Source organism: Vibrio sp. NH-7 (assembly GCF_053643215.1).
The window spans coordinates 95174-121843 of sequence record NZ_CM132187.1 but is presented as its reverse complement, the minus strand read 5'-3'; the positions used below and the strand labels follow the sequence as shown (position 1 = coordinate 121843).

Annotated in this window: 27 protein-coding genes and 1 riboswitch; of the genes, 10 read left to right on the top strand and 17 right to left on the bottom strand. The window is 48.6% G+C overall.

Features of this window, described 5'->3' with window-relative positions:
• The first annotated feature begins 53 nt into the window (after positions 1-53).
• On the top strand, positions 54-920 hold the full coding sequence (locus tag ACUALS_RS00620) for a YicC/YloC family endoribonuclease (RefSeq protein ID WP_454448624.1): 867 nt from the start codon (positions 54-56) through the stop codon (positions 918-920).
• Positions 921-1137: 217 nt separating this feature from the next.
• On the opposite strand, the gene ACUALS_RS00615 is transcribed toward ACUALS_RS00620, so the two are convergent.
• The 3 genes from ACUALS_RS00615 to ACUALS_RS00605 all read right to left on the bottom strand — a co-directional run bounded on the left by ACUALS_RS00615 (position 1138) and on the right by ACUALS_RS00605 (position 4746).
• Positions 1138-2682: a hypothetical protein gene (locus ACUALS_RS00615; RefSeq protein WP_005472532.1), complete on the bottom strand. Its 1545-nt coding sequence runs from the start codon at positions 2680-2682 to the stop codon at positions 1138-1140.
• A 161-nt stretch (positions 2683-2843) separates the two neighbouring features.
• A complete protein-coding gene (locus ACUALS_RS00610; RefSeq protein ID WP_038213249.1) occupies positions 2844-3269 on the bottom strand; it encodes a phosphate-starvation-inducible protein PsiE in 426 nt (141 codons plus the stop codon).
• Positions 3270-3375: 106 nt separating this feature from the next.
• On the bottom strand, positions 3376-4746 hold the full coding sequence (locus ACUALS_RS00605; RefSeq protein WP_454448623.1) for an NCS2 family permease: 1371 nt from the start codon (positions 4744-4746) through the stop codon (positions 3376-3378).
• Positions 4747-4812: 66 nt separating this feature from the next.
• A riboswitch (purine riboswitch) is annotated at positions 4813-4912 on the bottom strand.
• A gap of 296 nt (positions 4913-5208) precedes the next feature.
• Here ACUALS_RS00605 and gmk point away from each other — a divergent pair.
• From gmk to recG, 5 genes are all read left to right on the top strand, one after another.
• Entirely contained in the window at positions 5209-5832 is a 624-nt protein-coding gene (gmk, locus tag ACUALS_RS00600) for a guanylate kinase (protein WP_005472456.1), read from the top strand.
• A gap of 152 nt (positions 5833-5984) precedes the next feature.
• Complete coding sequence (rpoZ, locus tag ACUALS_RS00595; RefSeq protein WP_005472463.1) at positions 5985-6257, top strand: DNA-directed RNA polymerase subunit omega; 273 nt, start codon at positions 5985-5987, stop codon at positions 6255-6257.
• A 41-nt stretch (positions 6258-6298) separates the two neighbouring features.
• Positions 6299-8419 carry a bifunctional GTP diphosphokinase/guanosine-3',5'-bis pyrophosphate 3'-pyrophosphohydrolase gene (gene spoT / locus ACUALS_RS00590; RefSeq protein ID WP_038140856.1) on the top strand — a complete coding sequence of 707 codons (2121 nt, stop codon included), beginning with the start codon at positions 6299-6301 and terminating at the stop codon, positions 8417-8419.
• 74 nt (positions 8420-8493) lie between these two features.
• On the top strand, positions 8494-9177 hold the full coding sequence (gene trmH / locus ACUALS_RS00585; RefSeq protein WP_005472507.1) for a tRNA (guanosine(18)-2'-O)-methyltransferase TrmH: 684 nt from the start codon (positions 8494-8496) through the stop codon (positions 9175-9177).
• An 80-nt stretch (positions 9178-9257) separates the two neighbouring features.
• On the top strand, positions 9258-11336 hold the full coding sequence (gene recG / locus ACUALS_RS00580; RefSeq protein WP_454448622.1) for an ATP-dependent DNA helicase RecG: 2079 nt from the start codon (positions 9258-9260) through the stop codon (positions 11334-11336).
• Positions 11337-11416: 80 nt separating this feature from the next.
• On the opposite strand, the gene cysQ is transcribed toward recG, so the two are convergent.
• From cysQ to ACUALS_RS00560, 4 genes are all read right to left on the bottom strand, one after another.
• The gene (cysQ, locus tag ACUALS_RS00575) at positions 11417-12244 is read right to left on the bottom strand and encodes a 3'(2'),5'-bisphosphate nucleotidase CysQ (RefSeq protein ID WP_454448621.1); all 828 of its coding nucleotides are present in this window, start codon (positions 12242-12244) and stop codon (positions 11417-11419) included.
• 26 nt (positions 12245-12270) lie between these two features.
• Positions 12271-12819 carry an ADP compounds hydrolase NudE gene (gene nudE, locus ACUALS_RS00570; protein ID WP_005472520.1) on the bottom strand — a complete coding sequence of 183 codons (549 nt, stop codon included), beginning with the start codon at positions 12817-12819 and terminating at the stop codon, positions 12271-12273.
• A 139-nt stretch (positions 12820-12958) separates the two neighbouring features.
• A complete protein-coding gene (nfuA, locus tag ACUALS_RS00565; protein ID WP_005472515.1) occupies positions 12959-13546 on the bottom strand; it encodes a Fe-S biogenesis protein NfuA in 588 nt (195 codons plus the stop codon).
• Positions 13547-13635: 89 nt separating this feature from the next.
• The gene (locus ACUALS_RS00560; RefSeq protein ID WP_454448620.1) at positions 13636-14346 is read right to left on the bottom strand and encodes a phosphoribosyltransferase family protein; all 711 of its coding nucleotides are present in this window, start codon (positions 14344-14346) and stop codon (positions 13636-13638) included.
• A 66-nt stretch (positions 14347-14412) separates the two neighbouring features.
• On the opposite strand from ACUALS_RS00560, the gene bioH reads away from it, so the two are divergent.
• On the top strand, positions 14413-15210 hold the full coding sequence (gene bioH / locus ACUALS_RS00555) for a pimeloyl-ACP methyl ester esterase BioH (protein ID WP_454448619.1): 798 nt from the start codon (positions 14413-14415) through the stop codon (positions 15208-15210).
• Between the two features lie 117 nt (positions 15211-15327).
• Entirely contained in the window at positions 15328-15798 is a 471-nt protein-coding gene (locus ACUALS_RS00550; RefSeq protein ID WP_005472607.1) for a hypothetical protein, read from the top strand.
• A gap of 83 nt (positions 15799-15881) precedes the next feature.
• Here ACUALS_RS00550 and ACUALS_RS00545 read toward each other — a convergent pair whose 3' ends face one another.
• Positions 15882-18212 carry a Tex family protein gene (locus tag ACUALS_RS00545; RefSeq protein ID WP_454448618.1) on the bottom strand — a complete coding sequence of 777 codons (2331 nt, stop codon included), beginning with the start codon at positions 18210-18212 and terminating at the stop codon, positions 15882-15884.
• A 55-nt stretch (positions 18213-18267) separates the two neighbouring features.
• Positions 18268-18750 (bottom strand): transcription elongation factor GreB, encoded by a 483-nt coding sequence (gene greB / locus ACUALS_RS00540; RefSeq protein ID WP_454448617.1) that lies wholly within the window; start codon positions 18748-18750, stop codon positions 18268-18270.
• 171 nt (positions 18751-18921) lie between these two features.
• Between greB and ompR the strand changes: the two genes are divergently transcribed.
• Entirely contained in the window at positions 18922-19641 is a 720-nt protein-coding gene (gene ompR / locus ACUALS_RS00535; RefSeq protein ID WP_005472616.1) for an osmolarity response regulator transcription factor OmpR, read from the top strand.
• Between the two features lie 68 nt (positions 19642-19709).
• Positions 19710-21017: a two-component system sensor histidine kinase EnvZ gene (envZ, locus tag ACUALS_RS00530; protein WP_038192395.1), complete on the top strand. Its 1308-nt coding sequence runs from the start codon at positions 19710-19712 to the stop codon at positions 21015-21017.
• A gap of 94 nt (positions 21018-21111) precedes the next feature.
• Here envZ and ACUALS_RS00525 read toward each other — a convergent pair whose 3' ends face one another.
• Genes ACUALS_RS00525 through gspG form a run of 8 tightly spaced genes read right to left on the bottom strand, consistent with a single transcriptional unit; the run spans position 21112 to position 26625 of the window.
• Positions 21112-21879 carry a type II secretion system protein N gene (locus ACUALS_RS00525; RefSeq protein WP_454448616.1) on the bottom strand — a complete coding sequence of 256 codons (768 nt, stop codon included), beginning with the start codon at positions 21877-21879 and terminating at the stop codon, positions 21112-21114.
• A gap of 3 nt (positions 21880-21882) precedes the next feature.
• Entirely contained in the window at positions 21883-22374 is a 492-nt protein-coding gene (locus ACUALS_RS00520) for a type II secretion system protein M (RefSeq protein WP_454448615.1), read from the bottom strand.
• Between the two features lie 9 nt (positions 22375-22383).
• The gene (gspL, locus tag ACUALS_RS00515) at positions 22384-23595 is read right to left on the bottom strand and encodes a type II secretion system protein GspL (protein ID WP_454448614.1); all 1212 of its coding nucleotides are present in this window, start codon (positions 23593-23595) and stop codon (positions 22384-22386) included.
• On the bottom strand, positions 23561-24580 hold the full coding sequence (gspK, locus tag ACUALS_RS00510; protein WP_454448613.1) for a type II secretion system minor pseudopilin GspK: 1020 nt from the start codon (positions 24578-24580) through the stop codon (positions 23561-23563). Before gspK ends, gspL begins: the two co-directional genes overlap by 35 nt.
• Positions 24567-25223, bottom strand: coding sequence for a type II secretion system minor pseudopilin GspJ (gene gspJ, locus ACUALS_RS00505; RefSeq protein WP_454448612.1), 657 nt, complete (start codon positions 25221-25223; stop codon positions 24567-24569). Before gspJ ends, gspK begins: the two co-directional genes overlap by 14 nt.
• A complete protein-coding gene (gspI, locus tag ACUALS_RS00500; protein WP_038140838.1) occupies positions 25210-25566 on the bottom strand; it encodes a type II secretion system minor pseudopilin GspI in 357 nt (118 codons plus the stop codon). Before gspI ends, gspJ begins: the two co-directional genes overlap by 14 nt.
• Positions 25550-26137, bottom strand: a complete 588-nt coding sequence (gene gspH / locus ACUALS_RS00495) for a type II secretion system minor pseudopilin GspH (protein WP_454448611.1) — start codon at positions 26135-26137, stop codon at positions 25550-25552. The genes gspI and gspH overlap by 17 nt, the downstream gene beginning before the upstream one ends.
• 44 nt (positions 26138-26181) lie before the next feature.
• Positions 26182-26625 (bottom strand): type II secretion system major pseudopilin GspG, encoded by a 444-nt coding sequence (gspG, locus tag ACUALS_RS00490; protein WP_005472556.1) that lies wholly within the window; start codon positions 26623-26625, stop codon positions 26182-26184.
• Positions 26626-26670 lie beyond the last annotated feature (45 nt).

Sequence of the window (26670 nt, the reverse complement as noted above, 5' to 3'; positions counted from 1 at the left end):
TGTGCTACTATTGCCTCGCGTTATTTTCAAAGATGATTAAACAGGAAAATTCGATGATCTACAGTATGACGGCTTATGCTCGTAAAGAAGCAAAAGGCGATTGGGGCAGCGCCGTATGGGAAATTCGTAGTGTTAACCAACGCTACCTGGAAACCTACTTCCGCTTGCCAGAGCAATTCCGCGGCCTAGAGCCCGTATTGCGTGAGCGTTTTCGCAAGTGCCTTGCTCGCGGTAAGGTTGAATGTGCGCTCCGTTTTGAAGCAAACCCAGCAGCAAAAGGCGAATTGACCATTAACGAAGACTTGGCGAAACAAGTCATCAGCGCGGCAAATCAGGTAATGGCATTGTCAGGTGATGAGAGCCGCCTTAACCCATTCCAAATCATGAACTGGCCAGGTGTGATGGAAACACCAGAGCAAGATATGGACGCCGTCAATAAAGATTTGCTGGCCGCTTTTGATGCTGCGCTAGGCGAGTTTATCGAAGCGCGTGGCCGAGAAGGCGAAAACATGAAAGCGCTTATCGTTCAGCGCTTAGATGCCATCACAGAAGAAGTGGTGAAAGTGCGTGCGCGCATGCCTGAGATTCTAGAATGGCAACGTGAGCGTCTGTTCACTAAGTTTGAAGACGCAAAAGTTGAATTAGACTCTTCACGCGTTGAACAAGAACTGATTCTACTAGCACAAAAATCAGACGTTGCTGAAGAGCTTGATCGCCTAGACTCTCATGTCAAAGAAACCACTAATATCTTGAAGAAAGGTGGCGCGGTCGGTCGCCGTTTAGACTTTATGATGCAAGAGTTTAACCGCGAGTCAAACACACTGGCTTCTAAGTCAATCAGCACAGACATCACCGCATCTGGTGTTGAACTGAAAGTTCTGATTGAGCAAATGCGTGAGCAGATCCAAAATATCGAATAAGGTTTTTTGAGTCTCTTTGAGCTTACTTAGTCTTACCAAGCCCCTGTAAATAGGGGCTTTTTCACGCTATTTACTCACTTTGCCCCGCGGATTAGACAGCGACCTGCCTCATCAGCTAATGATGAGCCCCCAGCTATCTGTTCTGCTATATGAGCCCTTACTTTGTTATAAGAACTCAATTGGAGCCAATCTTGCCAGGATAGCCCCAAATATATACTCAGTCCTTCAGGCTGGACTTATTTTCCTCTTGCTCAATAAGTAACGATAGTTGCCTTAACAGGTAGGGTTGTATATTTTCCTGCCAGGATACCTTTGAAAAGTGCTCCTTACTCTGCTCTGGGAGATATGGCCGTATTTCTTCCATCACTTTTTCAACCGCTTTCTTGTCGGGTTCGCTAAGCCCACCCAAAAAAAAGTCCTCTTCCACCTGCTTTGCAATATATTCGTCATATTGCTCTAATGCTTTTATCATCGCCCAGGCTCGAGTGTTATCCTCATACTTATACATAAGATAAAAAGTGTAGAGTGAACTCCAATCGCCCTTTGGCAATACCTTGTTTAAAGTAAACTGATAGTATTCATCATCTCTGCCCAGGTAAGTGTATGCCAGTCCAAAGTATTTTTCGCTCGCCAAAATCTCGGGGATAATCTGTTCATCTACACTCTTCTCAACGTCATAACCGTTTTTGCCAAATATGCTGCTTATCAAACGCATCAACGGAGAGGGGTGATGTTCCGTATCCAGCCAGTAAAAACCGGCAAGATCACGGTTAGGCTCGTAAGGCAGTAACATCAGAGAGAAAGCTAGAGTTTCATTGACTAATGGCACATCAAAATGAGCTAACAGTGCCAACTTGTTAAGCGTACGGTCCCACTTTTTCAGTTGATCTAATCTGGCCTGGGGGTTGCCGGAAAAATCGAACTCCAGTGAGGCTATCTGCTCTTTAAAGAAATGCAGGCGGCTGACATCACTCATCTGCTCTATTTTATTAAATAATTTTTTATTAAAAACACTGCTACAAAAAAGTGGCCTACTGAAACTATAAAGCCCTTTTTCAAACTCTGAAGAGTACTGCCTACCTTTGATATTCTCGGCGCACCAACTGATATTTTTGGCCTCAAGCAACCAGTTATTATATAACACCTCCAACCATAAGTAGTCATCACCGTACAACTCTATCAGGCGGTGTGCTTTCTTAAGCCTCTCTGCTGCCACCAAAGCGTCATCATCGTCACCAGATAAAGAGATTGGTGTCCATAGGTAATACGCCAGCGCCGTTTGAAGCACTCTGATATCCCCTTTTTCCGCAAGCTCTAATATCTGTGAGATATAACGCTGCTTTATCTCATCAGACAGCTGCAAATCATCAAGGCCTTTATCACGGCTATAATGCGCTGTTTGCGGAACGGTATTAGCAGAAACAATTTTTGCTCTGGCGGGAATAGAGCCAGCGGCTGCTTTTTCAACCAGTATCGTATAATCCGGTGTCAGCTCCCACTGAGCTTTAAAATTACCAAGCCTAGCAAAATGCTGATTAATACGCTCAAAACGCCCCTCTCTTAGCTCAACGCCGGGACAACCACCACTCGCTATATAATGATAATAATCATAGTTCGATGGCTCGGTCGTTTTCAGGTCGTCTAAATCATTGGTGTAGCGTTCATCACAAGCTTGCTTAACAGGCAGAAAATCCTGGCTCACGGCAGGAAAGCCTATCGCCACACAGAGAGTGGCCCCAAAACACAATACTCTTCGTTTCATTTTTTCTTTAACTCACATTAGGCGGAACCCAGGTTCTGCGTGAGTGCCCGTGATTATTATAAGCGGTTTGAAAGTGCGCAACGCGAATAGGACGGGTCACAGTAACGCGAAGAAGGAGTGGGAATTTACTCTCCCTTTTTCTTGGCCTGCCTTTCAACCCGCTATTCGTCTTTTTCCAGCGTATTTCTATCAACATACGGCCAGTAATGGTGACCAACACGAATCAGCAAGGTGGCTGCGGCAAGAATAAATGCCGCTACTGACAGCCAAACCACCAACATCGCATCCATCTCTTTCATTCCTAGGGTGATGTAACGAGCAATGGCCATCATCGCAATATAGATGGGGTAACGCACGGGGATTTTTCCGTTCATCACAAACTGCTGCACCATGGCGAGTACTTCTAAGTAGATAAACATCAATAGAATATCCGTCAGCAGCACCCTCTTCTGTTCAAAAACATGGATGAACTCTTCCACCATCGCAAACAGGGTGGCTAACGTGATGGCGACCAAGAGTAACGCTTCTAACGCATGAAAAATCTTAAGGAATGGGCGGCTAAAGCCCTGAGGTAAATGAGATGGCATATCCTTGATTCCATTGCCATATGATAGTGGTCTCAGTGTAACACGGCGTAAGAAATAAAAAATGGCTCTACCGATGTAGAGCCATTAGCAATAAGTCGAACTGCGATTAGAGGAGAATCAGATAACTTAAGAACACAGCACCTAAAACATAGATGACAGGGTGAACTTCTTTGCCTTTACCCGCCACAACCATTGAGAACGCGTAGCTAATAAAGCCCATCGCCATGCCGTTCGCTGGTGAGAAGCTCAACACGGTAAACATAATGGTAAAGAAGGCCGCAATGCGTGACTCTTTCTTATCCCATTGAATTTGACCAAGGCGGCCAATCATGTAGATACCGACCACAACCATCGCTGGCGCAACCATCGCAGCTGAGAAGATAGAGAACAGCGGATATAGGAATAGCGATACGAGGAACAAGCCTGCAACCACTACCGCAGCCAGACCTGTTTTGGCACCTTGGGAAGAGGCGATGCCTGACTCAGAAAAAGCGGTAATGGATGTCGTACCCAATACTGAACCAATCACAGTACCGCCGGCATCCGCTACCAGTGCCGAACGTGCATTTGGCACCTTGCCATCTTTGTCGATGATGCCCGCATCCCGGCCAACACCAACGATGGTACTCATACCATCAAAGAAGTCGACAATCAGGAAGATCACCACAATAAACAGTAAATCAAACATCTTCTCTGCAGTTAACCCAGACAGGTCGAAAATCGCACCAAAGGTGCCAGACATACTTGGTGGCGCGGTAATGATTTGCTCAGGCAGTGGCGCATTGTTCGTGCCCATCATCATATCCGCGATCACCGTCAGCACAATGGCAGACACGAAAGAGATAAAAGTCGCTAACTTAATATCGCGGATCATGCAGCCAAGGGCGATAAATATACTGATATAAGCAATGATCACTTGAGGGTTAGCAATATCGCCCATCCCCACCAGAACAAATTTGTTGTCAACGATGATGCCAGCGTTTTTTAAACCCAAAAAAGCAATAAAGAGCCCCAACGAAACCGTAATCGCGTTTTTCAAGTCTTCAGGAATGGATTCAATCAACGACTTACGAATATTGGTCAGAGAAAGCAGTAGGTAGAGCACACCAGAGAGGAAGATACCAAACAGGGCTTCATTCCACACCAAAGCCACAGAACCACTTAACAGCATGCCTTTGAAAAAGCCATTCATACTCATCCCTGGCGCAAGCATCACTGGGTAGTTACCCCAAATACCCATAATGAGTGTCGCAGCAGCAGCGGCTAATGCTGTCGCCGTAAAAACTGCGCCTTTATCCATGCCTGGAATCCCACCTAGAATCGCTGGGTTCACGGCCAGAATGTAGCTCATGGCGAGGAAAGTAATAAAACCCGCATACAGCTCGGTGCTGACCGTGGTTTTACGCGCTGAAATCTTAAAGATGGACTCAAGAATACCCGGGTTGTTTTGGGCTTTGATGGCAGTATCGAGACTCACAAAGAAACCTTAAATGATTGAATAGACGTTGTCGGAATCAAATGCTGAATGAGCGGATAGACTTGCCACCATCAAGACAAAAACTGTAGTCACCAAGATAGGCTCGGTGGTAGAAACGTCTAATCCAATTCACTAGACATATACAGCATTTAATCGTTTGCGCGAATTGTACGAATCCCGAGTAAAAACTCAACGCCTTTCTGATAGAAATCACAAAATCAAGCAAACGTTTGCTATCGATCAATAATTCCCGTAAATCACTCACCGAAGCACAAGCCCCATTCTGATGTTCACACTAAGATGGGTTGTAGTTGTTCTAAATTGACGATTTGTGCTACTCTTCGCCTCCATTTTTCTGACCTAATTTTCACCATCTCGGCGATCAAGTACGGTCAGTGCTATCTTTAAAATACGTCGATACTTTCTCATCGATAACATCAAACCAAACGTGGAATTGTACCTATGGGCAAAGGCACTCTTTATATCGTATCTGCACCAAGCGGCGCGGGAAAATCGAGCTTGATTTCAGCAATGCTAGAAACCAACCCTACTTACGCAATGAAGGTGTCTGTATCGCATACGACTCGCGGCATGCGCCCTGGGGAGCAAGATGGTGTTCATTACCATTTCGTGCAGAAAGAACACTTTGAAGAGCTGATTGAGCAAGGCGCCTTCCTTGAGTATGCCGAAGTCTTCGGTAACTACTACGGTACATCACGTATTTGGATTGAAGAGAACCTAGATAAAGGCATCGACGTATTCCTAGACATCGACTGGCAAGGCGCACGCCAAATCCGTGAGCAAATGCCACAAGCGAAAAGCCTATTTATTTTGCCACCATCAAATGGTGAACTTGAGCGTCGTTTGAATGCTCGAGGCCAAGATAGCGAAGCCGTCATTGCCAAACGCATGGCTGAAGCCAAATCAGAAATTTCACACTACAACGAGTACGACTACGTGATCGTTAATGATGATTTTGACAATGCCCTTATGGACTTCAAAGCCATCATCCGTGCAGAAAGATTGAAGCAAGACAAGCAAGCTGCTAAATATAAAGGCATGCTTGACGCTCTGTTAGCAGAGTAATTTCTATTTTTGCAGGCTGAATCGACAAACGATCTGAGGATCTTTTGATGATCTTTCCTAGCTTGGCTAGATACATAAGTCTAGACACTAGGAACCGTCAGCCTGTATAATTTCTCGTCATACAAAATTTTAGTTAACTATTTGGAGTCCTCATGGCACGCGTAACTGTTCAAGACGCTGTTGAAAAAGTTGGCAACCGTTTCGACCTAGTTCTCATTGCGGCTCGCCGCGCTCGTCAAATGCAAACTGGCGGTAAAGATTCACTAGTGCCAGAAGAGAACGATAAGCCAACGGTTATCGCTCTACGCGAAATCGAAGAAAGCCTTATCACTAAAGAGATCCTAGATGCTCGTGAGCGTCAGGAACAGCAAGAGCAAGAAGCAGCAGAATTAGCAGCAGTAAGCAGCATCGCTCACAACCGCTAATCTGACTCTCTTCACTACAACTATCTTTTCGGGCCTAAAGTTTGTATCTATTCGATAGCCTCAAAGACGTTGCCCAAGAATACCTAACAGAGCCTCAAATTGAGGCTCTGCGTCAATCTTATGTGGTAGCGAAAGACGCCCATGAAGGGCAAACCCGCTCTAGCGGTGAACCGTACATTATCCACCCCGTTGCTGTTGCTCGTATTTTGGCTGAAATGCGCCTTGATATTGAGACTCTCCAAGCGGCACTTCTCCACGATGTGATTGAAGACACCGAAGTCACCAAAGAAGAACTGGAAGAACAATTTGGCAATACCGTTGCTGAACTAGTGGATGGTGTATCTAAGCTGGATAAGCTTAAATTTCGTGATCGCAAAGAGGCTCAAGCCGAGAACTTTCGTAAGATGGTCCTTGCTATGGTGCAAGACATCCGCGTTATCCTCATTAAGCTTGCAGACCGTACACACAACATGCGTACGTTAGGTGCACTTCGTCCAGACAAAAAGCGTCGAATCGCCCGCGAAACTCTCGAAATTTACTCTCCTTTGGCTCACCGCCTCGGTATCCACAACATCAAAACTGAGCTAGAAGAGCTTGGCTTTGAAGCCCTCTACCCTAATCGCTATCGCGTCCTCAAAGAGGTGGTTAAGGCGGCTCGTGGTAACCGAAAAGAGATGATTCAGCGCATTCACTCTGAGATTGAAGGTCGACTAGAAGAAGTTGGTCTCAAGGCTCGCGTGTTTGGTCGCGAAAAGAACTTGTTCTCCATCTACAACAAGATGAAGACCAAAGAGCAACGCTTCCATACCATTATGGATATTTACGCGTTTCGGGTCGTCGTAGAAAGCGCAGACACCTGTTACCGAGTGTTAGGTCAAGTACACAGTTTGTACAAGCCGCGTCCAGGGCGCATGAAAGATTACATTGCCGTGCCTAAGGCTAATGGCTACCAATCTCTGCACACCTCAATGGTTGGCCCTCATGGCGTGCCTGTTGAAGTACAAATCCGTACTGAAGACATGGACCAAATGGCGGACAAAGGTGTCGCTGCGCACTGGTCATACAAAGGCAACGGCGATCGCTCTGGTACAACCGCTCAGGTCAAAGCGCAGCGTTGGATGCAGAGCCTACTCGAGCTTCAACAAAGTGCAGGCAACTCCTTTGAGTTCATCGAAAATGTAAAATCTGATCTCTTCCCTGATGAGATTTACGTCTTCACGCCAAAAGGTCGAATTGTAGAACTGCCTGTCGGTGCAACCGCCGTTGATTTTGCTTACGCCGTGCATACCGATGTCGGTAATACTTGTGTGGGCGCGCGTGTTGACCGCAACCCCTACCCTTTGAGCAAAGCACTGAAAAACGGTCAGACCATCGAGATCATTAGCGCGCCGGGCGCTCGTCCGAACGCAGCATGGCTCAACTATGTCGTGACATCGCGTGCTCGTACCAAAATTCGTCAAGTGCTGAAAACCATGCGCCGCGAAGAGTCCATCACACTGGGTCGTCGTCTGCTCAACCATGCACTGGGTGAATTGTCGCTTTCTGACATTAGCGAAGAGAACATCGCTCACGTCCTCAGCGATCTGAAAGTCGCATCGATTGATGATTTGCTGGCCGATATTGGCTTAGGCGAATTGATGAGTATTGTCATTGCACGCCGCCTACTCGGTGATGCAGATGAACTCACCGAGGTCGCAGGACCCGATGACAACTCGAAGAAAAAACTGCCGATCCGCGGAGCAGAGGGTTTACTCCTCACTTTCGCTAACTGTTGTCACCCAATTCCAGATGACCACATCATTGCCCATGTCTCTCCAGGTCGCGGCTTAGTGGTTCACCGTGAAACCTGTCCTAATGTGCGTGGCTACCAAAAAGAGCCTGACAAGTACATGGCGGTAGAGTGGTCTGCCGAATACGACCAAGAGTTCATTACTGAATTAAGAGTCGATGTGCAGAATCGTCAAGGTGCACTGGCAGAGCTAACCAATGTTATCTCCAAGACAGGGTCCAACATTCATGGTTTGTCGACCGAAGAGCGAGACGGCCGACTCTATACCGTGACGGTACTGCTGACCACCAAAGATCGTGTTCACCTTGCTGGTATCATGCGCAAAATTAAAGCTATGCCGCAGACGCTCAAGGTTCGACGTCGTAAGAATTAATCAACTCACTCGTTGAATCTAAATGTCCTTGAAGCCACTGGTTTCAGGGACATTTTTGTAAGTAAGTTATTGTTATGAATTTAGAACGCTACAACCGAATCCAAGAAGTCCTCAAAGCTCGCCAAGCAGACCTCACACTCTGCTTGGAAGAAGTGCACAAGCCAAACAATGTTTCTGCTGTTATTCGCACTGCCGATGCTACGGGAGTTCATAAAGTCCATGCGGTCTGGCCAAATGAAATGCGCACGCTAAGCCATACTTCAGCAGGCGCGCGCAATTGGGTCGACGTTGAAACCCATGACTCTATTGAAGACGCCATCAATGAGCTGAAATCACAAGGCATGCAAGTCCTTGTGACCAACCTGTCTGAAACCGCCGTCGATTTTCGCGAGATTGACTACACCAAACCAACCGCCATCATTTTAGGCAGCGAAAAGACGGGCGCATCCGAGCAAGCGAAACAACTGGCCGACCAAGATATCATCATCCCTATGATTGGTATGGTTCAATCACTCAACGTCTCTGTGGCGAGCGCGGTCATCCTGTATGAAGCGCAGCGCCAACGTGAAGCCGCAGGTATGTACGACAACGAAGTCAGCGCCATTCCTGAAGAAGTCATCCATCGAACCCTATTTGAACGCGGTCATCCTGTTCTGGCGAAAGTCGCCAAACGCAAAGGCCTGGCCTACCCACCGCTCGATGACCAAGGCCAAATCGTCGCCGATGAGTCTTGGTGGGCTGAGATGCAGAAGAAGTAACCAGCCAAAAATCCCTGTACAAAAACACAGCTCGGTGGTTAACTATCTAGATTAGATTGAATGACTTACCGAGCCTTGCTATGTCCCAACTGCTATCTGCGATTCCATTAACTTCTCTCACCGGTGTGGGAGCAAAAGTGGCTGAGAAACTGGCAAAAGTTGGGCTTCACTCCGTCCAAGACTTGCTTTTCCATCTTCCACTGCGCTACGAAGACCGGACTCGAATCTACCCAATCGCCAAACTGCATGCGGGCCTATGGGCGGCGGTCCAAGGCAAAGTAATGGCCGTCGATACGCTGTTTGGTAAGCGAAAAATGCTGACAGTGAAACTGAGCGATGGCAACGGTACGATTACGCTGCGCTTCTTCAACTTTACCGCTGCAATGAAGAACAATTTTGCAGAAGGCAAAACTGTTCATGCTTATGGAGAAGTCAAACGCGGTGGCTTTGGTTTAGAGATTGTCCATCCAGACTACAAATTTTACGCCCCAAATCAGAAAACAGACGTTGAGGAAACACTGACGCCGGTCTACCCAACCACAGAAGGGTTACGCCAGATCACTCTGCGTAATCTGACAGAGCAAGCTTTGGCACTACTGGATAAATCAGCCGTGCAAGAGCTACTTCCGGCAGGGTTATACGATCACCAAATCACACTCGGGCAGGCGCTACATACCATTCATCGCCCACCACCCAATATGGATTTAGACCAATTTGATGAAGGGAAGAATCCAGCGCAAATTCGCTTGATCATGGAAGAGTTACTGGCACAAAATCTCTCGATGCTGTCAGTTCGCAGTAAGGGCCAGCAAGACGCAGCGCTACCTCTGGGTGAGTCACATCAACTCAAACAGCAACTGCTCGACCAACTGCCGTTCACGCCAACCAATGCTCAAGCACGAGTCGTGGGCGAGATAGAACAAGATTTGGCTAAGCCCCACCCGATGATGCGCTTGGTACAAGGCGACGTTGGCTCAGGGAAAACCTTAGTCGCTGCTTTAGCTGCGGTGCGCGCTCTTGAGCACGGCTATCAAGTCGCCCTTATGGCGCCAACTGAGCTTCTCGCTGAGCAACACGCAATAAACTTTGCTAACTGGTTTGAACCCATGGGCATCAAGGTTGGCTGGCTAGCGGGCAAACTAAAAGGCAAAACCAAAGAGGCCGAGTTAGCTCGTATTGCCAGCGGCGAAGCGCAAATGGTGGTCGGTACTCACGCGCTCTTTCAAGAACATGTTGCTTTTGATCATCTCGCGTTAGTCATCATTGATGAACAACACCGATTTGGCGTTCATCAACGTCTTGAACTGCGTGAAAAAGGCGAAAAACAAGGAACCTACCCACACCAGTTGATCATGACAGCGACACCGATCCCGCGCACCTTGGCGATGACCGCTTATGCAGATCTCGAGACATCAGTCATTGATGAACTCCCACCAGGCAGGACGCCAATTCAAACCGTCGCCATTCCCGATACAAAACGAGACGATATTGTTGAGCGAGTCAGAAATGCCTGCCTCAACGAGGGTAAGCAAGCGTATTGGGTGTGTACATTAATTGATGAATCTGAGGTGTTAGAAGCTCAAGCCGCTGCTGATACCGCCGAGGAGCTACAACGTAAATTGCCAGACGTGAAGATTGGCTTGGTCCACGGCCGCATGAAGCCGGCAGAGAAACAAGCTGTGATGCAGGATTTCAAAGACAATAAGCTACACCTGCTGGTTGCCACAACGGTCATTGAAGTTGGCGTTGATGTGCCTAACTCTAGCTTAATGATCATCGAAAACCCCGAGCGCTTGGGTTTGGCGCAGTTGCACCAGCTGCGTGGTCGTGTAGGTCGAGGCAGCGTTGCCAGCCATTGTGTGCTGCTCTACCATTCACCCCTATCGAAAACCGCGCAAAAGCGCCTAGCCGTGCTGCGTGAGAGCAACGATGGCTTTGTGATTGCACAGCGTGATTTAGAGATTCGAGGCCCAGGTGAGTTATTAGGTACCAAACAAACGGGCATGGCGGATTTCAAGATTGCAGACTTAGTGCGCGATCAACGCTTAATTCCTGAAGTGCAACGTATCGCTCGCCATATACACGACCATTACCCCGACAACGCTGCAGCGATTATTGACCGCTGGTTAGGTGATAGGGACGTGTACTCCAAAGCGTAGCAAGAAAGTGATGCCAGATACGAAGAAACAAAAAAGGAGCCACTCTTAACAAGTGTCTCCTTTTGATTTCGCGCTAGCCGCTAATCTTTGACCTTAAGAATCTCGTCCCAAGGTAAGGTTTCATCACCCAAGACGATAAAGTTTGGATTTTCCAGTGACTCACGCTCGTTGTATGAGAGTGGCGCAAGTTGTGTACTGAGGATTCGACCTCCGGCTTCTTCCACAATGCACTGCGTCGCCGCGGTGTCCCACTCCCCAGTGGGTCCCAAACGAAGGTAGCAATCCACCGCTCCTTCCGCAACTAAACACGCTTTTAGCGCCGCCGAGCCCAAAGGTACCAGATCGTAATTCCACGCACTGCTCATGCGGTTTGTAATGCGATTAATGTCCTGACGACGGCTAATCGCAATGGCAATAGGGTGCGCCTGTCCGTCATGCTGATGCGTATTGATGCTCACGCTCTCACTCATGTCAGGGATTTTCCAAGCCCCTTTTCCTTGATAGGCATAATACGTGACCCCAGAAACGGGGCCGTACACCACACCCATCACAGGCTTGTTATCTTCCACTAAGGCAATAATGGTCGCAAAATCCCCACTGCGTGCAATGAACTCTTGAGTGCCATCCAGCGGGTCCACCAACCAATAGCGACTCCATTGTGAGCGCTGATCCAAACTAATATCCGCCGCCTCTTCCGATAACACAGGAATATCAGGCGTCAGTTCTGACAGCTTCTCAACAATCAGTTTATGAGCCGCGATGTCAGCACTGGTAACGGGGGTCTCATCACTTTTGGTGTACTCTTGATACTCTTTTTTCTCATAGATATCGAGAATAAGCTGCCCGGCTGAACGGGCGACTTCAATCACTGCAGGCAAATGATGGGAAAGGTCTTCTGTCATTGGCATAATCCATCCTTATCACTCTGCTTTATTTATGGTTTTAAGGTACGCAGAGCGAGTAGCAACGCGGTAATACTGCGCGCTTCGCAAAAATCGAGATGAGTGAGGAGCTCTTCGGCTTGCGCAAGAGGCCAACGAATGATCTCTAGCGGCTCTGGCTCATCACCCTCTAACTGTTCTGAGTATAGATCCTCTGCAATAAACAGGGTCATTTTGCTGGAGAAATAAGACGGTGCTAAGACCACATCTTTCAGTGGCGTCAGCTTACGTGCGCCAAAACCGATCTCTTCTTTAAGTTCTCGATCGGCCGCGTCAAACGGCGTTTCTCCTGGGTCAATAAGACCTTTAGGGAACCCCAGCTCGTAGCGCTCGGTTCCCGCAGCATACTCTCGCACCAAGAGTAAATCACCCTGCTCTGTCACAGGTACCATCATGACGGCATTGCGACCACTGGGCTTCATACGTTCATAAGTGCGTTCTTCACCGTTACTAAAACGCAAATCCATCGCCTCAATGGTAAACAATCGTGATTGTGCAACGGCTTGTTTAGCCAGAATTTCTGGTGGGTTCCGTTTCGCCATGAACGCGCTCCTTAGCATAAGATGAAGCTATTAATATATGAGAAATTGCTCTCGTTTGAAATCAAAAAAAGGGCTGACTTTTCCGTCAACCCTTTGTATTGCATATGGTTAAACATGAACGCTCATGCACCACACGATATTAGTAGTAAGAGTGCTCACCACGATCGTGCTCTGTTGCATCACGGACAGCCGTTAGCTCACCTTCAAACTGTTGAAGTAGCTCTTTTTCGATGCCTTCTTTTAGTGTCACATCAACCATTGAACAGCCGTTACAACCACCACCAAACGCGACGATTGCAATGCCTTCTTCAGTGATTTCCACCAAGTTAACGTGGCCACCGTGACCTGCAAGCTGAGGGTTCACTTGAGTTTGAATCACATACTCAACGCGCTCTACCAAAGGTGCGTCGTCAGACACTTTACGCATCTTGGCATTCGGTGCTTTCAACGTCAGCTGAGAGCCCATTTTGTCTGTCACAAAGTCGATTTCAGCGTCTTCAAGAAACGGAAGGCTAAGTTCATCAACGAACGCAGAAAAGTGCTCGTATGCCAGCTCAGTATCCGTTGACTCAACCGCTTCCGGCGGGCAGTAAGAAACGCCACACTCTGCGTTTTGAGTTCCTGGGTTCACAACGAATACACGAATGTTAGTACCTTCTGGCTGTTGGCTCAGAAGATTAGCAAAATGCGACTGTGCATTTTCTGTAATTGTAATAGGATTTGACACGACGAATACCTGAGTAAATTTGTAGGATATTTGGTCACCATTCTACTCCTGATTTTGCCAAGATCTAGCCCTTGACGACGAAAACTCGTCTAGTCGCTCTTATCTGCTGGTTCAGGAGTACGGCATATCGTGTAAATATCAACGCTTTCGACGCCCGCATCAAGCAGTAATTTGCATAAATGATGCACCGTACTGCCTGTGGTGAGAACATCATCAACAATCGCGACACGTTTTGCTGCAACCCCACCTTTGAGTGTAAAAACTTGATGCAAGTTCGCCATGCGCTGCTGACGATTTTTCCCCTGCTGAGGGGATGTCGCGCGGACTCGCTTAAAGAGAGGGGAATACATCACCTTCAGTTGACGAGCAATGGCCATCGCCAATAACTCACTTTGATTGAAACCACGATAACCATGACGCCGCCAATGCAAGGGCACCGATGTGATAAGAGGTGCAGGGTCACTCACTGTTGGAACGAACAGCTCTGCTAGTTTTTCCGCCACCCAAAACTGACGCTCGTATTTAAGTTGATGAACATAGCGAGACAAGGGCGCTTGATAGTCACCCACGCAGTACAGTTTTGACCAAAGTGGCGGTGATGTTAAACAGCGACCACACTCAAGAACGTCAGACACCGTTGGCAACCCGCACCGCTGACACCGAGATTGAGGCGCAAAGTACGCCAAACAATGCTCACACAACCAAGAGAGCTTTTGCTCACCGACAACCCTGAGGCCACACACCTCACATTGCACAGGCAACAGGTCTGTTATGTACTTCTTTCTCCAATGCGATAACATAGACTTTCTGCACGATTTGTCGGCAATACGTCGTGCTATTGTGGCCCGATTGAGCACAGCAAAAGGATGAGAAAAGTGGTACAGACTGAGAGCACAACAACGCCTCTGCATTGGCAAAGTTCTGGCGAAGGCCAAGATTTGGTGTTACTCCACGGTTGGGGGATGAACGGCGCAGTTTGGCATCAGGCCGTGGAAGAGCTCAGCCAGTGCTATCGCGTCCATGTCGTCGACCTGCCTGGTTTTGGTCACAGCCACCAGCACCATTTTGATTCTATTGAGCAGATGGCTGAACTGGTCCTTGCCGATGCCCCACAGCAAGCCGTTTGGTTGGGCTGGTCACTGGGTGGCTTGCTCGCAACACACATCACCGCACACCACCCAGAGCGAGTCACCAAGCTGATTACCGTTGCTAGCTCTCCAAAATTTGCCGCAGAACGTCCGTGGAGAGGCATTCAACCCAACGTACTGTCGGCATTCACCGAGCAATTGGTCGAAGATTTTCAACTGACGATTGAGCGGTTTATGGCACTTCAAGCGATGGGGAGCCCCTCGGCACGTCAAGACGTGAAAGCCCTAAAAAAAGCGGTATTATCACGGCCAACGCCCAACCCTAAGTCATTGCTCGCGGGCTTAAACTTGCTGGCAGACATCGATTATCGCGATCTGCTCTCTAGTATCGAAATCCCGACATTACGTCTGTACGGACGATTGGATGGCCTGGTACCAGCTAAAGTGGCGAGCGATGTCGATAAAATCATGCCTCTGAGTGAGAGTTATATGTTTGGCGCGTCATCTCACGCCCCCTTCATGACAGAACTTCATGAGTTTTGTCAGCGGGTTAGTCGCTTCATCGCCGAGAAATAACAATTTATTACACTCGATACGCTAAATTTTTGACTCCATTGGTCGATAAATAAGCAAGCCAAGAAAATAGCGCCACAACGCGTTATCAGTACGGGCTGGGCGTGAGGAGGTAAAGCGATGCTCGTATCACCTACTAACGTAAGTGTGCCGCTAATCGCCCCATCGGTGAATGTTCAAACGGAGCAGACAGCACGCGACAATAAAGTGCGCGAACCTGTCCCAGCGACGATTGCATTGGCTAAAAGTAATGCAGAGCGACAAGTCAAAGCAGACGATAAGCGGCGCAAACAATCTTCTTGGGATCCTGCGGAGCATCCAGGCTACGATGCGGGAGAGCAAGATGAGGTAGGTGTTGCGATTCAGGAAGCCCCGCAAGATACACTCGAGCGAATCTTTCAACTGCTTGCCCTGAATAGCTACAGTGAAACTCAAGGCAAAGGCTACGCAATGCGCTTTCGGTTACCCAAACGCATCATCGATGCGGCGATAACAGAGGGCAAAATGGAAAAACGACGAACCGTGATTAAGTTTCACTATGGTCACGCCGTTGCTCCCAATACGCCTTCTGATGTCATAGCGGTGTTGTAGTACCTACATCAGTTAGGAAATACCGAAAAAAATCCCCGCACCTGAAAAGGACGGGGATTTGTTTTTCAATCTGAGCTTATCGGTTAGCGCTTCGCCTTAGCAAAGGCCGCTGCAAATGCGCCCCCCATTGCGCTGTTGCCACTTGACTCATCACGGCGACGTTGACCGCCAGACTTGTTGTGCGCTTGGCGCTGCTGACCACGAGGCGCCGATGAACGTTGCGCTCGATTGTCTTGCCCCGGCTCATCCGTTAAACGCATCGAAAGACCAATGCGCTTACGCTGCACGTCCACTTCCATCACTTTCACTTTAACAATATCGCCCGCTTTGACCACTTCACGAGGGTCAGCAACGTACTTGTCGGTCAGTGCCGAAATATGCACTAAGCCATCTTGATGAACGCCGATATCCACGAATGCACCGAAATTCGCCACATTGGACACCACCCCTTCCAGCACCATGCCCGGCTCTAAGTCAGACACAGAGTTCACACCTTCAGCAAAGGTCGCAGTTTTAAACTCAGGACGCGGATCTCGACCTGGCTTGTCGAGCTCTTTGATGATGTCCGTTACCGTTGGCAAACCGAAGCTGTCGTCTGTGTAATCAACCGCATGCAAACCGCGTAAGAATTGAGTATCGCCAATCAGAGATTTCACATCTTTACTGTTTTTCTCTGCGATCGCTTTCACCACAGGGTACGCTTCTGGGTGAACCGAAGAGGCATCAAGCGGATTCTTACCATCCATAATTCTTAAAAAGCCCGCACACTGCTCAAACGCTTTAGGTCCAAGACGAGCGACCTTCTTCAATGTGGTGCGAGCTTCAAATCGGCCATGTTCATCACGGTAATCCACGATGTTTTGCGCGATGGTGCTGGAGAGCCCCGCCACGCGAGTCAGTAGTGCTGGAGAGGCGGTGTTCACATCCACACCCACCGCGTTTACACAATCTTCAACCACCGCATCAAGACGTTTTGCCAACATTGATTGGCTAACATCATGTTGGTATTGGCCGACACCGATTGATTTCGGGTCAATTTTAACCAGCTCTGCTAGAGGGTCTTGGAGACGACGAGCAATCGATACTGCGCCGCGCAATGACACGTCTAGATTTGGGAACTCTTTCGCAGCAAGCTCAGACGCTGAGTAAACCGATGCCCCCGCTTCGCTGACCATGATCTTCTGCACTTTGAGATTATTGCGCTTAATGAGATCAGCCACAAAACTGTCTGTTTCACGCGAAGCGGTACCATTACCAATCGCAATCAGATCAACATTAAATTGCTTAACCATAGCGGCGACCACTTGGGCAGATTTGTCATACTGATTTTGCGGTGGATGTGGGTAGATGGTTTCAGTGGCAAGAACTTTACCTGTCGAGTCCACCACCGCAATCTTCGACCCAGTACGCAAACCAGGATCAAGACCCAGAGTAGCACGCGGGCCAGCAGGCGCTGCCATCAACAAGTCTTTTAAGTTGGTAGCAAACACTTCTATCGCTTCAATTTCAGCGCGTTCTTTCATAGCGCCCATCAACTCGGTTTCCATATGCATTGAAACCTTGATGCGCCATGCCCAACTGATGACCTGTTTACGCCAGCCATCCGCCGGCGCACTGCTCAATGAAATGCCGTAATGATCCGCGATGATGGTTTCGCAGTACGATTGGCGAACGCCCTCTTCTTGCTCAGGATCCGCATTCATCGACAAAGTAAGGAAGCCTTCGTTACGGCCGCGTAGCATGGCTAAAGCGCGGTGCGAAGGGACTTTGCTCAAGGCTTCGTTGTGCTCAAAATAGTCTTTAAACTTCTCGCCTTCACGCTCCTTGCCTTCAACCACACGAGCCACCAGCTCGGCATTGCGGTTAAGGTGATGGCGAATTTTTTCTAGCAGGTTGGCGTCTTCTGCAATGCGCTCCATGATGATCGCGCGGGCACCGTCAAGCGCCGCTTTGGCATCTGCCACGCCTTTGTCGGAACAGATGTAGCGCTCAGCTTCACTATCTGGGTCAGTTTGCGGCTCATTCCATAGCTTATCCGCTAAAGGCTCTAGACCCGCTTCAATCGCGATTTGGCCTTTAGTGCGGCGTTTAGGCTTGTAAGGCAGGTATAAATCTTCAAGGCGAGTTTTGCTGTCCGCTTGATTGATTTCCGCTTCAAGTTCCGCACTCAATTTACCCTGTTCTTGAATCGACTTGAGAATCGTCTGACGACGGTCATCCAGTTCACGCAGGTAAGATAAACGGCTATCTAGATTACGCAGTTGGGTATCATCCAACCCACCCGTCACCTCTTTACGGTAACGAGCAATAAATGGGACTGTGTTGCCATCATCAATCAAGTTAACAGCAGCAGTAACTTGCTCAGTACGAACATTCAGTTCTTGAGCAATCATATGACAGATAGCTTGGCTCATCCGTTGAATCTCTTTCTTTATGTTTCGGGTCTATATGGGGGCAGGCAGGCAAAATCTAAAGTGACGCCTTGTAGTCGATACGATTGACAAACCAATCTTTGAAGCCGTCTGGCGTTTTAACGCTAAACTCGTCGTCTACTTCTTTTTTAAGCAACGCACGCGCCATTGGCGAGTCGATAGAAATATAGCCTTTCGTATCGCCATAGATTTCATCAGGGCCAACGATTCGAAACGACTTTACATCGCCATCTTCGTTTTCAATCTCCACCCACGCGCCAAAGAAGACTTTACCTTCTTGCTGCGGCGAATAATCCACCACTTTGACTTGTTCCAGACGCTTACGTAAATATCGAACACGACGGTCGATTTCGCGCAGACGCTTCTTGTTGTACTGGTAATCTGCGTTCTCACTGCGATCGCCTAGGCTGGCGGCCCACGTCACTTTCTTCGTCACCTCTGGGCGTTCTTCTTTCCACAGAAAATCGAGTTCTTTCTTAAGTCGATCAAAGCCTTCACGCGTAATTAGGTTTGTTTTCATGTTTCTGACGATATTGAATTGAATATGACGTATACATTAGCTAAAAAGGAAATAAACGTTAACAATTCTTTGCGCCACTTTAGTCAGAACAGTGTTACATTTTGACGGTTAAAAAAGGGCAACTGAGCCCGGTCCTGAGCGCTAAGCGTATTTGATAGGTGGAATCACTACATGCAAGAAAATTACAAGATTTTAGTCGTTGATGACGATGCACGCCTGCGTGCACTGCTAGAGCGTTACTTGTCTGAGCAGGGATTCCAGGTACGCAGCGTTGCCAATAGCGAGCAGATGGACCGACTACTGACCCGTGAAAACTTTCACCTTATGGTGCTCGATTTGATGCTTCCGGGTGAAGATGGCTTATCGATTTGTCGCCGCCTGCGCAATGCAAATAACATGCTGCCAATCCTGATGCTGACAGCCAAAGGGGACGAAGTGGATCGTATCGTCGGTCTTGAAGTGGGCGCCGATGATTACCTACCAAAACCGTTTAACCCACGCGAGTTGCTGGCGCGCATCAAAGCAGTTTTGCGTCGCCAAACGACAGAACTGCCAGGCGCACCTAGTAGTGAAGAGTCGGTGGTCGAGTTTGGCGATTTCCGCTTAAACCTAGGGACACGTGAAATGTTCCGCGGTGAAGAAGCGATGCCACTGACTTCCGGTGAGTTTGCAGTACTCAAAGCGCTGGTCACCAATGCGCGTGAGCCAATGTCTCGAGATAAACTGATGAACATGGCGCGCGGCCGAGAATACTCGGCAATGGAGCGCTCCATCGACGTCCAAATCTCGCGCCTACGTCGTATGCTTGAGGTCGACCCAAGCAAACCGCGTTATATTCAAACCGTTTGGGGGCTAGGTTACGTTTTTGTCCCCGATGGCAAAGAAGCCTAATTTGAATTCTGCTAAAGTGCGAGACATTGTCTCGCACTTTTTGTTTTCCTACTAGCAAGGTTGTTGATATGCGTATTCGCAGCTCATTTACTCAATCTATCGTCATTTTCCTTACACTGCTGATCGCTAGCCAAATTTATTCCTACTATGCGGTGTTTAACTACGCCCTCATGCCGAGCTTGCAGCAGTTCAATAAAATCCTCAGCCACGAAATCAACTTAATGCTTGATGACTCTGCCAATCTTGAGGATGAACTGGCGCTGGATGCCCCACTGCGTCGCCGAGTGCTAGAACTACTAGGCGTAACCATCCACGCCGAGGATAGCCCAATTGCCGATGAGTTCTATCATGCGGTCAGCATCGACCTGATGAGTGAAGAGATGAGCAACGAACTTGGCTCTCCTACCGATGTACGCATGATGCTGGGCTCGGAAAGCTACGTTTTGTGGATGAAAATAGACTCCCTTCCCGGCTCCTTGTTGCGCATTCCTTTATCAGAGCTGCAAGAGGAAGACTTTACGCCGCTGTTTCGCAATAGCTTAATTATGGCATTGCTGATCATTGCCGGAGGCTGGCTGTTTATCCGATTGCAAAATCGCCCTCTTATCGCGCTTGAACGGGCAGCGAAAGGCGTCGGCCGAGGAGAAATACCCCCTCCGATTCCTGAAAAAGGCGCATCTGAAATTCGTTCGGTGACTCGAGCCTTTAACCAAATGTCGAAAGGCATTCAAGCGCTCGAAGAAGATCGCGCACTGCTGATGGCGGGAATCAGCCATGACCTTCGAACGCCGCTAACTCGCATTCGCCTCGCAACAGAAATGATGTCGCCAGAAGACAGTTACCTGGCCGAGGGCATCATTGGCGATACCGAAGAATGTAATGAAATCATCAGTCAATTTATGGACTACCTTAAACCTGTAAACAAACAGTCGTTTATTGAGGTCGATTTGAACGACATTGCAGATGATGTCGCCTCATCGGAAGGCGGTTATGAAGTGCAAATAGAAACGCAGCTCTACCAGCCGATGAAAGAAACCCTAGGGAGCCCGATTGCTATTAAGCGCGCGGTGAGCAACTTGGTGGTGAACGCTCTGCGTTATGGTAACGGATGGGTCAAGGTGAGCACAGGTATTACCGCAGACAACAAACTGGTTTGGGTCTGCGTAGAAGATAACGGCCCCGGTATTGAACAAAGCCAAATCGGCAAGCTCTTTGAACCCTTTACCCGAGGCGACACAGCACGCGGAAGTGAAGGAACCGGCTTAGGTTTAGCGATAGTGAAGCGCATCGTTAGCCAGCACAACGGCTCCGTCATTGTTAACAACCGCAGCGGCGGTGGGTTAAAGGTACAAATCAGCTTTCCTGTTATGAAATAGGTTTTCAGGTGCTCATGTCACGTTCTGACCTGATACGTTTTTCGAGAGCATAAGAAAAGGCCGCTGTTCAAGCGGCCTTTGTTGTTGATGAGATTTAGAATCTTAACCGTCCATTATAGTTAAAGCGGTATCGTCCCTGCCCGTCGGGCGTAGGTAACCAACTTAACTGTTCACGAAACGCCGCTGGGAGCTCTTCTCCCGGCTTAAACCAAGCGCTGCTTTGGTAATTGTGATTTGGCTGAACAACCACTTCGGCAGCACTTTCAACCTGAGAACTACGTTGGTCCCCTTTGATGGTAATGGTGCTATCACTGCAGGTGAAATTCGCCACAATCGGGCCGACTTGCAGATCTTCAACTGGCGTGCCAATTGTGTCCGTGTTCCACACCACACTGCCTTCTGCTGCTTGGCAATACGGCGCTGCGTAAGTAAGGTGTTTCACACTAAGCTCAACTTGCCCAGTTAACTCGAGCGGAATCGGCAAACGAGGTGCGAATGCCAGCACCTGCTCAACAGGCAAAGAGGCAATGAGGTTCTCTGCATAGGCGCCCGACAAACGGTAACCAACAACACCTCGACCCGTCAGCTGCATATCGCTGCCACGACCAAAACGGATTTGTGCTTCCGCTTTCCCTGAGAGTAACTTGCTTGGTTGGAACTGCCACTGAACTTGACCAAAATCATCTCGTTGCCAGCTCACGCTCTGCGCGCGGCCATTCCATAGCGTTCCTTCAACGCCACTTAACTGCAAAGCGCCCGGGAGTGGCACGTACTTCACAACCAACTGCGCTGGAAGGTGTACAACCGCACTGGTGACAAAAATCACAACCAGCAACAAAGTGAGTAAGATTACTTTTTTCACACATTACCCCTTGGTCAACTGTAAACGCTTCACTTCAACCATCCCTTCGCGATCGCCTTTGTCGATATCAAGGAAGCTGACCAAAATACCGTGATCTTCCTGCAAGGCCGTAATCCATTCAACAAACTGGTTAAAAGGCATCGGCGAAATCCACACTTGCAACTGTTCACCACGAGGCTGGACTCGAACCAGTTCCACCTTGTAGCGACGAGCGGACGAAGATACGGCTTGATTGAGAGGCTGACCAGAAACGACTTTACCCGTCTGGCTGCGCAACTGGCTGATCTCATCTGCTTTCTCTTTTACCCAAGACAGCAACTGCTTTTCACTTTGGATACGCATTTGCGCAGCCTCTGCGCGTTCAGACACGGGCTGAATCACGCCCCAGTAAAGGCTACCCAATGCAATAAACGCCGAGCAGATCATCACTAAACGCTGCTCGCGTGGGGTTATTTTGCTCCACCAAGTTTGGAGCGGGGCTAATAATGCGTTCATGTTCGCTCCTTATAATGGCTTCAGTACATAAGAACCGTTAACCAATGTGCCTGAACGATTCAACTGACCTTGCTCCACCTGATATTTACCAGCAAATAACTCGCGCGCTTTTTCAAACGTTTGGAAGTCTTTGCTTTGGGCTTGAATCCGAACTTCTTTACGAGCACCGTCAAACTTAAAGCTCGTTAACGTCAAACCAGGGACTTGTTTTAGTAGTACCGGGAAACCCGCCATCCAAGTTAAGATGGATTCATCGACGCTTCCACCAGACAATCGCTTGGCTTCGCGATCCATTTCTCGTTTGAGATAACTCACCGTTGGAATCTTGTTTTTCCCCGGTAAAGACTGGCGAAAAATGCGTTCACTCTCGGCGCGATAAGCAGCAGCTTGCGCTTCATAGCGTTGAATCTGCAGCAGGTTGTCGACCATCACCACCGCCATAAGAACCACAGCCGCGACCGCCACCTTTTGCCACACCTTCCAATAACGGACTAGCGACGATTTTGCCTTAAACTCACCTGTCAGCAACGTAATTTTGCTGCCAACCGCTTCTTGCGCTAGCATCTGCATCACGAGCGTTGGCTCACCATTATGCCACTCTTGCCCGTCAGCCAAGGCAAGCTCAGGTAACGTTGAGTACGCGGTTAAAGGCAAGTAGTCATCTTGCTGTTTAACCCAGTCCGATTGCGCCACCATGCCTAGCCAATCTGAGTGAATAGCAAGGCCTTGATGCGGCCCTTTTTTCAGTAGCCACATGTCATCTAACTCAACCGCGCTGATGCCCTCTTGCGTTGGTAGCGCCAGCACGTCAGGCATCACCTTTTGGACTTGGCAGCCTGCCTCAGCCAACCCATGAAGAATTTGCTTCAGCCAACTTTTTTCAACTGCACACACTTGAGCGTGGCCAGCCTGTTTACCCAAAATGGTAAAGTGAAGCTGCTCTACATCTTGAGCCAATTCATCTTCAACAATAAATGGCAGCATGGCTTCAAATTGGCGGCTGCCACCCGCGGGAATTTCGACCTCAGTCAAAACAATGCTCGCCGTCGATAGCAGCACAATGGTGCGACGGTTGTCAGCATAATCGGTCAGATCAGAGAGATGCTCCCAACTCGCCAGCTCTCCGCTCGCGATCACTTCCTTTTGCTGCTCAGACCAAACCAACCATTGAATGGCGGCGTTGGTATTATTGCTCAGTCGAACGATCAGAAACTCGCTCACCGATACCTCCAAAGCGACGGCTAATTACCGTGGCAGTTTCTCGATTATCACTAAATAGCAGGCTACGAATCCGCACTCGCGAATCCCCTACTAGTATTTCTGCATCCATTTCAAAATATTTACTATCAACCGATAGGTAACCTTTGATGGGTTTCAATGTTTCTTGTTTGATACTTGCAAACGCACCTTCATTCAAAAAATCTTCGACGCTTGCCCAGCCGTCAAACGGTCGATCTTCCAATACCTGCTTGGCTTGGTCGACACTGATGTGGGGCTGAAATAACGCACTCAGGAGCTCCGCTTGCTCTGGGCGAACAGTATTGACGTTCAATCGAAACTCCGTCGTGGGTATGGCGCAAACGTAAGGCGCTAAGGTATTCATCACCTCGCCAGAGACTTGGTGGATTGCGCGCAGCTCAGAGCTGTCTGCCAGTAAGCCGTTAGCCGCTAAGTAGGCAGGCGTCATTGACTCGTAGTAGCTGTCTTCCACGCCAGAAACGGAGTTAACCGTGGTATTTCGGTCAACAAATTCCCATACGGACTGGGCGACCGCTTCTGCTTGGTAATTCTCAACCTCTAACTGCTCCATCAGGTTCTGTAGGCTCTCGACAAGATACGGCACTTTATCTGAGCCAGTATCTTGCTTCGCATCCACTAAGGCGTTGAGATTAAAACAAGCCTGCTGATCCACCAATCGCCCCTTTAAGGTGCCGTAATCAAGTGGGTAAGTCTGCTCTTCAAGCGCCCAAGGCTGTGACAGGTTGATGGTGTCCGCATCTTTGTAGCTCTGCTCAATACCAACCTTAGCCAAGGCTTCAACGCCAATGCTGTACCAGTAGGCTTGCTGGTAATTAATTTGATTGGTAGCTCGCTTAAACTGACCAAATAGACGATCGGCCATACTCGCAGCAATACTGACCATAACCGCCAGAAGGAGTAATACGACGATCAAGGCAACACCGCGCTGAGGCTTAACTCGACTCATCGGTACCTCCGGTCGGCGTCAACTCACCACCATTGGTGAGATAAATTCGCTCAATGCGCCCGTAATCCTTAAGCGCCAAAATGACCGTGATGGCTTGAGGCAAGGCGTTTTTCTTTTCCCAAGTTGGTTGCCAGTTTTGACCATCAAAAAAGCGCAAATCAAAACTCTCGACCTTATCAATCAGTGGCATCACTACAGGCGCTTGCCCTGCTGGTGTGTCTGGGTATCGCCACCACACACGCTCAAGCTGTTCATCTTTGATTCGATAACCTACCTTGGTTACCTCTCCACGAGGAAACTGCTGCTGTGGGTTATGCCAACCACTACGGGCAAACATCACCCCTTTGGTGTCTGAGTCGAGCAGATAATCTTGCCAATGAACAAGCTGTGATGACGGCGCCTCACCCTGGGTGCGTGTTTGTCTGAGAGCCATTTGGCGAAAGTCATTGTTCATAAAGACCAAGGCGCGCTGCAAGGTTTTTAGCCGCTCGCTGCGCTCCAAAGAGAGCTCGTTACTGCGCTGAACTTGGTTTAGCACTTGATACGCACCGACACTCAAGCTGGCGAAAATAGCTATCGCAACCAAAACCTCAATAAGAGTAAAGCCTTGCTGGCGGCGCTGGAAACGCTTATTTGGCGACATAGCTTCTTACCGTCACGATGGAGGCGCCACCTTTTTTGTCTGACACACTGACATCAAAAGCCTGCAATAAATCACCAGTTGTCGAAACAGGCTCGATTGTCCAGAACCACTCTCGACCGGCCAACTCTTCGCTTCCTTGTTTCTTGGTGGGTTTGCGGCCCGACAAGATCACTTTCGCCATTTGATTGTCCACCACCATTGAAGCAAACGTCTTTTCCTCTAGGTAGCTGAGCGTATTAATGTGCTGACTCACTGAACGAATCGTGGCGATGGCAGCGGTGGCGAAAATCGCCAGAGCAACCAACACCTCTAACAAGGTGAAACCTTTATTGTTCTTCTTCATCGCTCTCTCCCGGGGCTAGAACAATGATTTGGCCATTTTCTTTTGCCACTACGCGCCATGCATCCTTTTCGACACTTCGCTCTTGAGGATAAATGGCAATAGAAAATGGGGTCACCTCTCCGCTCGACATAATAAATACTTGCGGCGGCTTAAGCATTTTCTCTTCTTCAACATCGGCAAACATCTCCTCATCAAACAGACTACCTGGCTTGAAAAGTCGATCTTCGTCTTTCCAACTGTTTCCACCTAACTCCAGGAGCATCGCCAGTGAATCTGGTAGTTGTGCTTGTTCCGGAATCTGTTCATCGTCGAGTTTTTTCCAACCTTCGCTCTCAAGTGCCATTAAAAGGTAACTCGAGCGTTTTTCGTCAAAGCGCACACCGTAATCTCGGCCACTCAAAATCGCCTCCTCATTGAGAAGTTGTAAGCGATGATAAAGGGAGAGCGCCTGACTTTTCGCTTCGTCTGAGCTTTTCTGCGGTAATGTTGAGATGACAGCGACCGATGCAACTGAAAGCAGCACAAGTACTAATAAGATCTCAATGAGGGTAAACCCTTTACGGCTGAGCATAAGAATCGGGAGCAGCTGGCTGCCCCCTTTGCAAAGATTAGCGGTTACTGAAAGTCTTGAATGTTCCAGTTACCAATATCGGCATTGGCACCTTCACCACCTTCTTGACCATCAGCACCTAGCGTGAAGATGTCCACTGACCCTTTGTCGCCCGGGCTTAGGTATTGGTAGTCGTTACCCCAAGGGTCTGTTGGTAGACGCTTGATGTAACCACCATCGCGGTAGTTGCGTGGCTCTGGGCTAGATGGTTTGGTAACTAGTGCATCCAACCCTTGGTCCGTGTTCGGGTACACGCTGTTATCAAGCTTGTACATGTCTAGCGCATTTTCCAATGCGACAATATCAGTGATCGCTTTTTGTTGATCGGCTTTTTCTTTGTTGCCCAGCAAGTTAGGCACAACAAAGCTCGCCAGAATGCCTAAGATAACAACAACAACCATGACTTCCAGTAAGGTAAAGCCAGACTGTTTCTTAGTTTTATTTTTCATTATTTTCTCCAAACCAAAATCTGAGGTACACGAATGTCCTCTACG

Excerpts from the sequence above, each read along its gene's own strand:
- ACUALS_RS00620 (WP_454448624.1), top strand. The coding sequence starts at position 54 with ATGATCTACAGTATGACGGCTTATGCTCGTAAAGAAGCAAAAGGCGAT.
- ACUALS_RS00615 (WP_005472532.1), bottom strand. The coding sequence starts at position 2,682 with ATGAAACGAAGAGTATTGTGTTTTGGGGCCACTCTCTGTGTGGCGATA.
- ACUALS_RS00610 (WP_038213249.1), bottom strand. The coding sequence starts at position 3,269 with ATGCCATCTCATTTACCTCAGGGCTTTAGCCGCCCATTCCTTAAGATT.
- gmk (WP_005472456.1), top strand. The coding sequence starts at position 5,209 with ATGGGCAAAGGCACTCTTTATATCGTATCTGCACCAAGCGGCGCGGGA.
- rpoZ (WP_005472463.1), top strand. The coding sequence starts at position 5,985 with ATGGCACGCGTAACTGTTCAAGACGCTGTTGAAAAAGTTGGCAACCGT.
- trmH (WP_005472507.1), top strand. The coding sequence starts at position 8,494 with ATGAATTTAGAACGCTACAACCGAATCCAAGAAGTCCTCAAAGCTCGC.
- recG (WP_454448622.1), top strand. The coding sequence starts at position 9,258 with ATGTCCCAACTGCTATCTGCGATTCCATTAACTTCTCTCACCGGTGTG.
- cysQ (WP_454448621.1), bottom strand. The coding sequence starts at position 12,244 with ATGCCAATGACAGAAGACCTTTCCCATCATTTGCCTGCAGTGATTGAA.
- nudE (WP_005472520.1), bottom strand. The coding sequence starts at position 12,819 with ATGGCGAAACGGAACCCACCAGAAATTCTGGCTAAACAAGCCGTTGCA.
- ACUALS_RS00560 (WP_454448620.1), bottom strand. The coding sequence starts at position 14,346 with ATGTTATCGCATTGGAGAAAGAAGTACATAACAGACCTGTTGCCTGTG.
- bioH (WP_454448619.1), top strand. The coding sequence starts at position 14,413 with ATGAGAAAAGTGGTACAGACTGAGAGCACAACAACGCCTCTGCATTGG.
- ACUALS_RS00550 (WP_005472607.1), top strand. The coding sequence starts at position 15,328 with ATGCTCGTATCACCTACTAACGTAAGTGTGCCGCTAATCGCCCCATCG.
- ACUALS_RS00545 (WP_454448618.1), bottom strand. The coding sequence starts at position 18,212 with ATGAGCCAAGCTATCTGTCATATGATTGCTCAAGAACTGAATGTTCGT.
- greB (WP_454448617.1), bottom strand. The coding sequence starts at position 18,750 with ATGAAAACAAACCTAATTACGCGTGAAGGCTTTGATCGACTTAAGAAA.
- ompR (WP_005472616.1), top strand. The coding sequence starts at position 18,922 with ATGCAAGAAAATTACAAGATTTTAGTCGTTGATGACGATGCACGCCTG.
- envZ (WP_038192395.1), top strand. The coding sequence starts at position 19,710 with ATGCGTATTCGCAGCTCATTTACTCAATCTATCGTCATTTTCCTTACA.
- ACUALS_RS00520 (WP_454448615.1), bottom strand. The coding sequence starts at position 22,374 with ATGAACGCATTATTAGCCCCGCTCCAAACTTGGTGGAGCAAAATAACC.
- gspK (WP_454448613.1), bottom strand. The coding sequence starts at position 24,580 with ATGAGTCGAGTTAAGCCTCAGCGCGGTGTTGCCTTGATCGTCGTATTA.
- gspJ (WP_454448612.1), bottom strand. The coding sequence starts at position 25,223 with ATGTCGCCAAATAAGCGTTTCCAGCGCCGCCAGCAAGGCTTTACTCTT.
- gspI (WP_038140838.1), bottom strand. The coding sequence starts at position 25,566 with ATGAAGAAGAACAATAAAGGTTTCACCTTGTTAGAGGTGTTGGTTGCT.
- gspH (WP_454448611.1), bottom strand. The coding sequence starts at position 26,137 with ATGCTCAGCCGTAAAGGGTTTACCCTCATTGAGATCTTATTAGTACTT.
- gspG (WP_005472556.1), bottom strand. The coding sequence starts at position 26,625 with ATGAAAAATAAAACTAAGAAACAGTCTGGCTTTACCTTACTGGAAGTC.